At 60.8% G+C, this 9,647-nt stretch carries 8 protein-coding genes, 1 tRNA gene and 1 pseudogene; 5 read left to right on the top strand and 5 right to left on the bottom strand.

The window, feature by feature from the left end:
• Positions 1 to 4 precede the first annotated feature (4 nt).
• Together AC3WL2_RS21125 and AC3WL2_RS21130 are read right to left on the bottom strand one after the other, a co-directional pair.
• The gene (locus tag AC3WL2_RS21125) at positions 5 to 1,537 is read right to left on the bottom strand and encodes a glycosyltransferase (RefSeq protein WP_173862449.1); all 1,533 of its coding nucleotides are present in this window, start codon (positions 1,535 to 1,537) and stop codon (positions 5 to 7) included.
• Between the two features lie 54 nt (positions 1,538 to 1,591).
• Positions 1,592 to 2,893, bottom strand: coding sequence for a nucleotide sugar dehydrogenase (locus AC3WL2_RS21130; RefSeq protein ID WP_102684128.1), 1,302 nt, complete (start codon positions 2,891 to 2,893; stop codon positions 1,592 to 1,594).
• 617 nt (positions 2,894 to 3,510) lie between these two features.
• On the opposite strand from AC3WL2_RS21130, the gene AC3WL2_RS21135 reads away from it, so the two are divergent.
• The 5 genes from AC3WL2_RS21135 (at position 3,511) to AC3WL2_RS21155 (ending at position 7,170) form a co-directional block, all read left to right on the top strand.
• Positions 3,511 to 3,900: a helix-turn-helix domain-containing protein gene (locus tag AC3WL2_RS21135; protein ID WP_046855102.1), complete on the top strand. Its 390-nt coding sequence runs from the start codon at positions 3,511 to 3,513 to the stop codon at positions 3,898 to 3,900.
• Between the two features lie 63 nt (positions 3,901 to 3,963).
• Positions 3,964 to 4,602, top strand: coding sequence for a response regulator transcription factor GacA (gene gacA, locus AC3WL2_RS21140; protein ID WP_023631421.1), 639 nt, complete (start codon positions 3,964 to 3,966; stop codon positions 4,600 to 4,602).
• A gap of 10 nt (positions 4,603 to 4,612) precedes the next feature.
• Positions 4,613 to 6,436, top strand: coding sequence for an excinuclease ABC subunit UvrC (gene uvrC / locus AC3WL2_RS21145; protein WP_102684129.1), 1,824 nt, complete (start codon positions 4,613 to 4,615; stop codon positions 6,434 to 6,436).
• 33 nt (positions 6,437 to 6,469) lie between these two features.
• Positions 6,470 to 7,030 carry a CDP-diacylglycerol--glycerol-3-phosphate 3-phosphatidyltransferase gene (pgsA, locus tag AC3WL2_RS21150; protein ID WP_038706385.1) on the top strand — a complete coding sequence of 187 codons (561 nt, stop codon included), beginning with the start codon at positions 6,470 to 6,472 and terminating at the stop codon, positions 7,028 to 7,030.
• A gap of 64 nt (positions 7,031 to 7,094) precedes the next feature.
• Positions 7,095 to 7,170: transfer RNA gene (locus tag AC3WL2_RS21155), tRNA-Gly, on the top strand.
• Positions 7,171 to 7,270: 100 nt separating this feature from the next.
• Here AC3WL2_RS21155 and AC3WL2_RS21160 read toward each other — a convergent pair.
• From AC3WL2_RS21160 to AC3WL2_RS21170, 3 genes and pseudogenes are all read right to left on the bottom strand, one after another.
• Positions 7,271 to 7,528, bottom strand: a complete 258-nt coding sequence (locus AC3WL2_RS21160) for a PAAR domain-containing protein (protein ID WP_102684130.1) — start codon at positions 7,526 to 7,528, stop codon at positions 7,271 to 7,273.
• Positions 7,525 to 8,418: a hypothetical protein gene (locus AC3WL2_RS21165; RefSeq protein ID WP_102684131.1), complete on the bottom strand. Its 894-nt coding sequence runs from the start codon at positions 8,416 to 8,418 to the stop codon at positions 7,525 to 7,527. The genes AC3WL2_RS21160 and AC3WL2_RS21165 overlap by 4 nt, the downstream gene beginning before the upstream one ends.
• A 2-nt stretch (positions 8,419 to 8,420) precedes the next feature.
• Positions 8,421 to 9,647, bottom strand: a pseudogene (locus AC3WL2_RS21170) (T6SS effector BTH_I2691 family protein); the annotation flags it as partial.

Below are 9,647 nucleotides of genomic sequence, written 5' to 3' on the forward strand. Positions count from 1 at the left end.
TTCCTTAACGTTGCGTGAGTTCTAGAAGCACGGTGATGACCCCGAAGAAGATGGCGATCGAGGAGCACAGCATCGCCTTCGAGGACCAGCGGTTGAGGCTGGCGTCGAAGTCGACGCTGCCGGTGGCCAGGGTGGTCTTCTGCCGCGTCCAGCGTTGCTGGTCCATGTGGAACATCGCGTAGACCTTCATCAGCGAGCCGACGATCTGGTTGTAATAGAGAACGAAGGGGTACATCGGGCTGACCGGGTGCCCGGCGAAGATGAACAGCACGGTCACCAGGCTGCGCGAGAGCAGCACCCAGAACAGGTACACCAGCAGGTACTGGATACCGAACACCAGGCCCGCCACCACCGAGGCGGTCAGGCCCATCAGGCAGGTCCACATCGACACCCGCTGGTCGAGCAGCACGTACAGCGTGAACAGCCCCAGGCGCGCGCGGCCGAGCAGGGCAGTGGCGCGGAAGTTCTGCCGCAGCGAGTTGCCGTACCAGCGGAACATCAACTGGCGGGTGGCGACCCAGAAGCTGTCACTGGGTGGGTGCTCGACGGTCAGGGTGTGGCTGTCGGGCACGTAGAAGGTGTCCCAACCGGCGCGCATCAGGCTCAGCCAGCTGGACTTGTCGTCGCCGGTGAGGAACTGGAAGCGTCCCAGGCGCCAGTGCTCGAGAAAATCCGCCTCGACGTCGCGGATGAAGGCCGGGTCGGTCATCACCCCGGCGCGGAAGAACGACAGCCGCCCGGTCAGGGTCAGCACCCGGTGCGACAGGGCCATCGAGCACATGTTGATGTGCCGCTGCACGAAACGCATCGAATGCCACTGGCGCATCCAGCGGCTGCCCTCGACTTCGCAAAACTCGTTGGTGGTCAGGCCGCCCACCTCGGGCAGCACGGCGAACAGCTTGACCGCCCGCTCGACGCAGCCGGGCAGCATCATGGTGTCGCCATCGACCACGCCGACCACCGCGTCCTCCAGCGGCATCTGCCGCGACAGGGCACGGAAGGCATGGGCCAGGCCATCGCGCTTGCCGGTGCCGCGGGCGCGGACGATGACCAGGCGGATGTCGTCGCGGCCCTGCACCTCGTCGCGCATGATGTCCTTGATGAACTGCTCGTCACCTTTCTCGACGATCGAGGCGATCACCGTGCACGGCACCTTGAGTCGTTGCACCTCCTGGAACACCGACTGGTACACCTTGAAGGTGGTGTGGGTGGGGATGCGAAAGCTCGTTACCACCATGAACATGTGTGATGGCAATGCCGCGTCGCCCAGCCGCTCGACCCGGCGGCGCAGGCGCGGGAAGCGCCAGTGCAGGAAGTACATGCCGCGCAGGTAATGGACGATGGCGTTGCCGTAGCGCCACATGCCCAGGGTGCCGATGATGAAGATGAACTGGTGGTGGCCGGGGTCCAGGTACTGCGGCGCGACCATCTGCGCGGCCAGCGCGATGAGCCCGGCGAGCATTGCCCAGGCACAGAAGGTGGCTGCTGCGCGCAGATACCCCGGGGCCGCGAGAGGCCGCTGTCGTTGTCGTTCCATGGCGCTGTAGCTCCTTGGGTCGGGGCCCGCCGCAGGGGCGGGCGTCGGCGTGCCTTACCAGCAGATGCCGTGGTGTTGGGCGTTGCTGCCGCCGGCCATGAAGCCGACCAGGTCGATCACCTGCTTGCCGGCGTCGAGCGCCTGCACGAAGCGTTCGTCGTTGTTGCCCAGCACGATCACCTCGGCTTCATCGATCACCTGTTGCAGGTCGCTGCGCAGCAGGGCGCTGACATGAGGGATCTGTTGCTCAATGTACTGGCGGTTGGCGCCGAACTGCCGTGCATGCTCGACGTTGGCGTCGAAGATGCGCAATTCATAACCTTTCCCGATCAGTTGCTCGGCCAGGGTTACCAACGGGCTCTCGCGCAGGTCGTCGCTGTTGGCCTTGAAGGCCAGGCCCAGCAGGGCGATGCGGCGCTTGCCGGCCTGGGTCACCAGGTCGAAGGCAGCCTGCACCTGGCTGCGGTTGCTGGCCATGATCGAGCCGATCAGCGGGTGCGCCACGTCAAGCTGGCTGGCGCGGTAGGTGAGGGCGCGCACGTCCTTGGGCAGGCACGAACCGCCAAAGGCGAAGCCCGGACGCAGGTAGTAGCGCGACAGGTTGAGCTTGTAGTCCTGGCAGACCACGTCCATCACTTCGCGGCCATCAACCCCCGAGGCCTTGGCGATGTTGCCGATCTCGTTGGCGAAGCTGACCTTGGTGGCGTGCCAGACATTGCAGGTGTACTTGATCAGTTCGGCGACCTCGATCGACTTGCGGATCACCGGCGCGTCCAGGCCCTGGTACAGCGAGGCGAGCAGGTCGCCGGAACGGCTGTCGAGTTCGCCGATCACGGTCATGGCCGGGAAGTCGTAGTCCTGGATCGCCGTGCTCTCGCGCAGGAACTCCGGGTTGACCGCAACGCCGAAGTCGCGCCCGGCCTGCTTGCCCGAGGCCTGCTCGAGCAGCGGGATGACCACGTTCTTCACCGTGCCCGGCAGTACCGTGCTGCGCACCACCACGGTGTGGCGGCTGGCCTTGTCGCGCAGGGCCGCGCCGATCTCGCGGCACACCGCCTCCATGTACACCAGGTCGAGGTCGCCATTGGCCTTGCTCGGGGTACCGACGCACAGCAGCGACAGCTCGGTGGCGAGGATCGCCGCCTGCACATCGGTGGTGCCGCGCAGGCGCCCCTGGCGCACACCGTCGAGCAGCAGTTGCTCCAGGCCCGGCTCGACGATGGGCGAGCGACCCTGGTTGATCATGTCGATCTTTGCCTGGGCGACGTCCACCCCCAGCACCTGGTGTCCGCGTGCCGACAGGCAACCGGCGCAAACCGCCCCCACATAGCCAAGTCCGAAGATACTGATGTTCATAGATCCCTCTCCCCAGGCGCGGCGCAAGGCCGGCCGAGATACTCAGTTCAAGAAGTTATGCAAATGCCAGACGCGCAGGATCAAGCCGCGCTAGATAAGTAGCGGTGCAGGCTGTTTCGTGGTGGTCTTTTTACATACTAAGGAGTTTTCTGATAGTGCGGCAAGGGTTGTTTGTTAGTTTGTTTTGAATTTTCTTAAAGTTTGTGCTGCTAGTTAAAAATCCCTTAAAAAACAACAATTTAAAGTTTGATGAAAGTTGGGCGTCAAAAAAATGATTATCTAATTGGTGTCGACATAATGGCGTCAAAACGGTGGTTTTCCGTGATTCTTGCAGTGGATTGTCCCGTACGGTTTCTGCTGGCCGATTAATGTCATTCAAGTTTTTTCGTGTTGTCCGCCATCGCCGGCAAACCCCTTGCGCGGGCGATGCAAAGCCTGCAGACGGCAATGCTGAACCCACTGTGTTGGCCATGTCTTCTGTCCCCCCTGATTCAGGGCGTGGCGCAATGATGGCTTGCAACGATTGGATCCAATTGGCATAGTGCCGGACGATTGTGCAGACATTCACTCGGGTGCGGGATGCACCCGTCTTCCATTCATGCAAAGGAGGCAAGCAGATGAACGGATTTGGTCCACGACTCAGAGAAGAGCGCGAACGCCTGGGGCTGACCCAGCGCATATTTGGCGATATCGGCGGTGTCGAGCCCAACGCCCAGGGTAAGTACGAAAGCGGCGAACGCACGCCGCGCATGGACTACCTCGCGGCGGTCGCAAGCCGCGGCGTGGATGCGCTGTATGTGCTGAGCGGCGTGCACACCCCTGCACCCCTGGACAGCCTGACCTCGGATGAGAATCGCCTGCTAGGCGCCTTTCGCCGCCTGCCGTCGGCCGACCAGGCTGCGGTGTGGCACCTGCTCAACCGCCTCGCGGGTGAAGAAGGTGGCCATGAAGGGCTGCGCATGCGCCGGCCTGACCGTCAGGCATATTTCCATGACGCTTTGCGCTAGGTTCGTTGTGAAAAATTTTGTTAAGGTGGCGGGATCCAATCGCCCCACTGACGAGGTGTCTGCTTGATTAGGGTCCTGGTGGTCGACGATCACGATCTGGTGCGTACCGGCATCACACGCATGTTGGCCGACATCGACGGGCTGCAGGTGGTGGGGGAGGCGGACTCTGGCGAGTCCGCCCTCAAACTGGCCCGCGAGCTCAAGCCGGACGTGGTGCTGATGGACGTGAAGATGCCAGGGATCGGCGGCCTGGAGGCAACGCGCAAACTGCTGCGCAGTCATCCGGACACCAAAGTGGTCGCGGTGACCGTGTGCGAGGAAGATCCGTTTCCCACCCGCCTGTTGCAGGCGGGTGCCGCGGGCTACCTGACCAAGGGCGCCGGGCTCGACGAGATGGTCCAGGCCATCCGCCTGGCCTTCGCCGGTCAGCGCTACATCAGCCCGCAGATTGCCCAGCAGCTGGCACTCAAGTCATTCCAGCCCCAGGGGTCGCCGTTCGATGCGTTGTCCGAACGGGAAATACAGATTGCGCTGATGATCGTCGGTTGTCAGAAGGTGCAGATCATCTCTGACAAGTTGTGTCTGTCACCCAAGACCGTCAATACTTACCGTTATCGGATCTTCGAAAAACTCTCGGTCACCAGTGACGTCGAACTGACGTTGCTGGCCGTCCGCCACGGTATGGTCGACGCAAGTCTGTAAAGCACACCTCATGTCACAACCTTTTGATGCAAGCGCGTTCCTGGCGACCTGCAGTGGTCGCCCGGGCGTGTACCGGATGTTCGACGGCGACGCACGCCTGCTGTACGTGGGCAAGGCCAAGAACCTCAAGAAACGCCTGGCCAGCTATTTCCGCAAGACGGGGCTGGCGCCGAAGACGGCTGCCCTGGTGGGGCGCATCGCCCAGGTCGAGACCACCATCACCGCCAACGAAACCGAGGCGCTGCTGCTCGAGCAGACGCTGATCAAGGAGTGGCGGCCGCCCTACAACATTCTGCTGCGCGACGATAAGTCCTACCCGTACGTGTTCTTGTCCGACGGGGAGTTCCCACGCCTGGGTATCCACCGTGGCGCGAAGAAAGCCAAAGGCCGCTACTTCGGTCCGTACCCCAGCGCCGGCGCCATCCGCGAGAGCCTGAGCCTGCTGCAAAAGGCGTTCTCGGTACGCCAGTGCGAGGACAGCTACTACGCCAACCGCACCCGCCCGTGCCTGCAGTACCAGATCAAGCGCTGCAAGGGGCCGTGCGTGGGGCTGGTGACGCCCGAGGAATACGCCGAGGACGTGCGCCACTCGGTGATGTTCCTCGAGGGCCGCAGCCAGCAGCTGGGCAACGAGCTCAACGCCGAGATGGAAAAGGCCGCCATGGCCCTGAACTTCGAGAAGGCCGCCGAGCTGCGCGACCAGATCGCCCTGTTGCGCCGCGTCCAGGACCAGCAGTACATGGAAGGCGGCTCCGGTGATGTCGACGTGGTGGCGGCTTTCGTCAACCCGGGCGGTGCCTGCGTGCACCTGATCAGCGTGCGTGGCGGGCGGGTGCTGGGCAGCAAGAACTTCTTCCCCCAGGTGGGCATCGAGGAGGAGGTGGCCGAGGTCATGGCCGCGTTCCTTTCCCAGTACTACCTCGGCAACGCCGAACGCGAACTGCCGGGCGAGCTGATCGTCAACGTGGTGCATGACGACTTCGCCGCCATCAGCGAGGCGGTGCAGACCCTGCGCGGCCGCGAGCTGAGCATCAGCCACCGTGTGCGCGGCACCCGGGCGCGCTGGCAGCAACTGGCGGTGACCAACGCGGAGCAGGCCCTCAACGCCCGCCTGGCCAATCGCCAGCACATGGCCGCCCGCTTCGAGGCGCTGGCCCAGGTACTGGGCCTGGACGAAGTGCCGCAGCGCCTGGAGTGCTATGACATCAGTCACTCCAGCGGCGAGGCCACCGTGGCCAGCTGCGTGGTGTTCGGCCCGGAAGGCCCGCTCAAATCCGACTACCGCCGCTTCAACATCGAAGGCGTGACCGCCGGCGACGACTACGCCGCCATGCACCAGGCGCTGATGCGCCGTTACGGGCGGATAAAGGACGGCGAGGGCAAGCTGCCCGACGTGCTGCTGGTGGACGGCGGCAAGGGCCAGCTGAACATGGCCCGCGAAGTGATGCAGGAGCTCGGCCTTACCGATCTCACCCTGCTCGGCGTGGCCAAGGGCGTGACCCGCAAGGCCGGTTTCGAGACCCTCTACCTGAACGACGTGGCCCACGAGTTCACCCTCAAGGGCGACTCGCCGGCCCTGCACCTGATCCAGCAGATCCGCGACGAAGCCCACCGCTTCGCCATCACCGGCCACCGCGCCCGGCGCGGCAAGGCCCGGCGCACCTCGAGCCTGGAGGACGTCGCCGGGGTCGGGCCCAAGCGCCGCCGCGACCTGCTGAAACATTTCGGCGGCCTGCAGGAGCTCAACCGCGCCAGTGTCGACGAGATCGCCAAGGCCCCCGGCATCAGTAAAAAGCTTGCCGAGTCGATTTATGCCAGCCTGCATAGCGAGTAGAATGCCGGGTTCAACTCGCAGCCAGTCGTACCGATGAATATTCCAAACCTGCTCACCGTTCTACGCGTCCTGCTCATCCCGATCTTCATCCTGCTGTTCTATGTGCCCTATCACTGGAGCTACATGGCCGCCAGCACGGTGTTCGCCATCGCCGCCGCCACCGACTGGCTCGACGGCTACCTGGCGCGTCGGCTGCAGCAGAGCACCCCGTTCGGCGCCTTCCTCGACCCGGTGGCCGACAAATTGATGGTCGCCGTGGCCCTGGTGCTGCTGGTGCAGGTGCACGCCAACTTCTGGCTGACGCTGCCGGCGGCGGTGATCATCGGCCGCGAGATCGTGGTCTCGGCGCTGCGCGAGTGGATGGCCGAACTCGGCGCCCGCGCCCATGTGGCGGTGTCGAACCTGGGCAAGTGGAAGACCGCCGCGCAGATGCTGGCGCTGGTGATCCTGCTGGCCAACCCGCCGCTGCTGACCTTCTGGGTGGTGCTGGGCTACGGCTTGCTGCTGGTGGCGGCGGGACTGACCCTGGTGTCGATGGTGCACTACCTGGTGGCCGCCTGGCCGCACCTGCGCGAAGGTTCGGAGCAGAAGTAAAAGTTTTTTTGAATCAAGGGGTTGACGCCGTTCTGTAAATCGCTAGAATGGCACCCATCACGACGCGGGAATAGCTCAGTTGGTAGAGCACGACCTTGCCAAGGTCGGGGTCGCGAGTTCGAGTCTCGTTTCCCGCTCCAAATATTGGCTCAAAGAATTCTTAGAATTCTTTGAGCTCTCAAAAAAAGACGCTTCGGCGTCTTTTTTCGTTCTTGTCAAAGCCATCTGCCGGCTTTGCTGTCAATCAATCAGCCAACCCGGATCACCCTCGACCAAGGTTCCGCCATGGCTGGTGGTGTCTCCCTCCCTTGCCGTCGGTTGGCCTTCGATGATCGTGCTGCCAGCACCGGTTTCGATGATAGCGCCACAACTGATTCGGTCGCCGACGCGTGCTATTGCCCTGCCATCCACGAATGCTGCGCTTGCGCCTGTTTCTACGGTGCCTTCGCCATGGATAGGGCAACTATGACGATGGCCTACGAGTACGATGGGTTTCATTTGCAGTTTCCTTTTTTTGGTTGAACAGGGGCTTGCTCGAAGGCCTCTGGTGGAGGCGGTGCAGCCCGGACATTGAAGAGGCGGCATACGCCGTACCAGCAGAGGGCAAGGCCGAGGTTGTAGGGGAACAACACGGCCCAGAACGGCAGTTGCCAGTTCTTCTTGCCCTGCATTTCTCCGGGCTCGCCGGTTCGCCAGGGGGCGTAGTGGCGCCAGGCTTCTGCCGGGGTCAGGCAGATGGCATGAAGCGGTCGGTACCACCAGTTGGGTTCGCCGGGAGGTGGGAGTTTGGCCGGGCCGTGGTTCATGAAGTGACGAATGTATTCCCAGACTTCGGCGACGTGTTTGAAGCCCGGTTCGGTGGGCTCGTTGCTGTCGACCCAGAGGCAGTCTTTTTGGTGGAGGCTGCCGTCTTCTCTGTAGGGAGCAAAGGCAAGTGCATAGGAAGTGCTGAAGGATGCGCCACCATATTCAGTTCGCTTGAAAAAGCCACCGCCTGTAGTGTTCCAGTCGAAAGTGAACAGCTTTCTTCCTCGCTGGTAGTATATTTTTTTGGTTGCACGGTTGAAGTAAAATTCGGAGAGATTCTTTATAAAATAGATTCTATAAAGCAAGAAGGGGAAAAAAACGAAGGGTGTAAGTGTCATTATGGCTATGAAAGCAAGATTGAGGGTGTCGAGGTTTAATATTTTGATTGATAGAAGGCTTGGGTAAATACCAGTCATTACTCCGATGATTAGCGCGGTATAGATTTTCCCCATAAATACGGAGTCTGTTACCCAAGGATTTCGCAGGCTTAATGTATCTCCAGACAGGTTTGCTAACTGTCCAGTAATGGCGGGTTTGTATCCGGAATCCGAATTTATATTAAGTGCCCAAATGACTGACATTATTAGCGCTCGAGACGAAAAATTGAACTAACCTCATTCTCTTCATTCAAGCCTTGGTTGGAGCTATAGGCTAAATAAAGTGAGGCATGAGTTTGGTTGTTTATGGTGTTCTTGAAGTTCAGGATTAAGCCGGCGCCTATAATGTAGCAAACAGCAGCAAGTGGAAAGACGACCATTTCTCCGTCTTCACGAAGGCTGCTCAAGCTACCTGACCATTCGCTCGTGCCTACGATGAAACCCGGTAGGAATACAGTGAATTCCACGGTGGGTTGTGTGGTGGTGACTTCGTTATGGGTGATAGCGGTCCAGTTCGCTGGTGCCCAATAATTATTTTCATGCCAGCCACTGTCGACCCCGGTCATGCCAAAGGATCGCGCTTCTTCTGCGGATATTAGCCTTGGTCCGTAATGCACATCATGCCAGGCTTTAAGTTCGTCCTGCAGATAAGGGAATGGAGGAAGTTTTTTTTCATGATCCAGTACGATTTCGGGATGCACCTCTCCATCGTTTTTACGATTGCCGAAAATGCTCCGTGCTGCCCAGAACTCAATAGGAGAGTGCAGGTGCGCATGCGCCTGGGCGTGAAGGTATAAGCCTCCGGCAAGAATTGCTATTCCTAGTAGCACTAGCCCAGCTGCGGCCCACCCGGCAAAGGGCACTACTGACGTAGCTCCCGCTACTGCGAGTCCTGCTTCAAGGGCGACCACAGAACCCGCGGCCATTGTCAGGCCACCGCTAGCTGTATAGATAGCGGCAGTTAAATTACCGTTGTTGTACTGGCGATACGCCTTTAAACCGTCTGAGACTAAGCCAAAGCCAATTGCAGGGTAGCCTGCTAAACGAGCAAACAGATTACTCCCCAAAAACTTGATCACGCCGTTACCAAAGGCCATCCCTGGCGCCGTCGCACTCAATCGCAGCATTACTGCTTGCTGCGTTTTTCTCACGCTAACCAATGTCGCCGCAGCCGCACCGATCACCCCGGAAATCGACGCCGCAAACCCGGCGGTGTATTCCGGCGCATTGCTTTTCTGCAGGCTGTTGTAAGCCGTCTTCAGCGAGATCACGTTGAACCACAGCATCCCGGCGTTCAAACCACCGCCCCCGCCTGAGGTAAGCAACCCGAGCAAGCTGGGTTTAACCCGCGCAGTAGTGGTCAACTCAACCGCCACCGTCCGATTGCCCGAAATACGCAGCTGCTTCATTTCCTCAACCTGCGCCATGCCGCT

The sequence above is a fragment of the Pseudomonas sp. FW305-96 genome (assembly GCF_058783825.1).

What these genes read in the sequence shown, in the direction of transcription:
- AC3WL2_RS21125 (WP_173862449.1), bottom strand. Translation starts at nt 1,537, where the DNA reads ATGGAACGACAACGACAGCGGCCTCTCGCGGCCCCGGGGTATCTGCGC.
- AC3WL2_RS21130 (WP_102684128.1), bottom strand. Translation starts at nt 2,893, where the DNA reads ATGAACATCAGTATCTTCGGACTTGGCTATGTGGGGGCGGTTTGCGCC.
- AC3WL2_RS21135 (WP_046855102.1), top strand. Translation starts at nt 3,511, where the DNA reads ATGAACGGATTTGGTCCACGACTCAGAGAAGAGCGCGAACGCCTGGGG.
- uvrC (WP_102684129.1), top strand. Translation starts at nt 4,613, where the DNA reads ATGTCACAACCTTTTGATGCAAGCGCGTTCCTGGCGACCTGCAGTGGT.
- pgsA (WP_038706385.1), top strand. Translation starts at nt 6,470, where the DNA reads ATGAATATTCCAAACCTGCTCACCGTTCTACGCGTCCTGCTCATCCCG.
- AC3WL2_RS21160 (WP_102684130.1), bottom strand. Translation starts at nt 7,528, where the DNA reads ATGAAACCCATCGTACTCGTAGGCCATCGTCATAGTTGCCCTATCCAT.
- AC3WL2_RS21165 (WP_102684131.1), bottom strand. Translation starts at nt 8,418, where the DNA reads ATGTCAGTCATTTGGGCACTTAATATAAATTCGGATTCCGGATACAAA.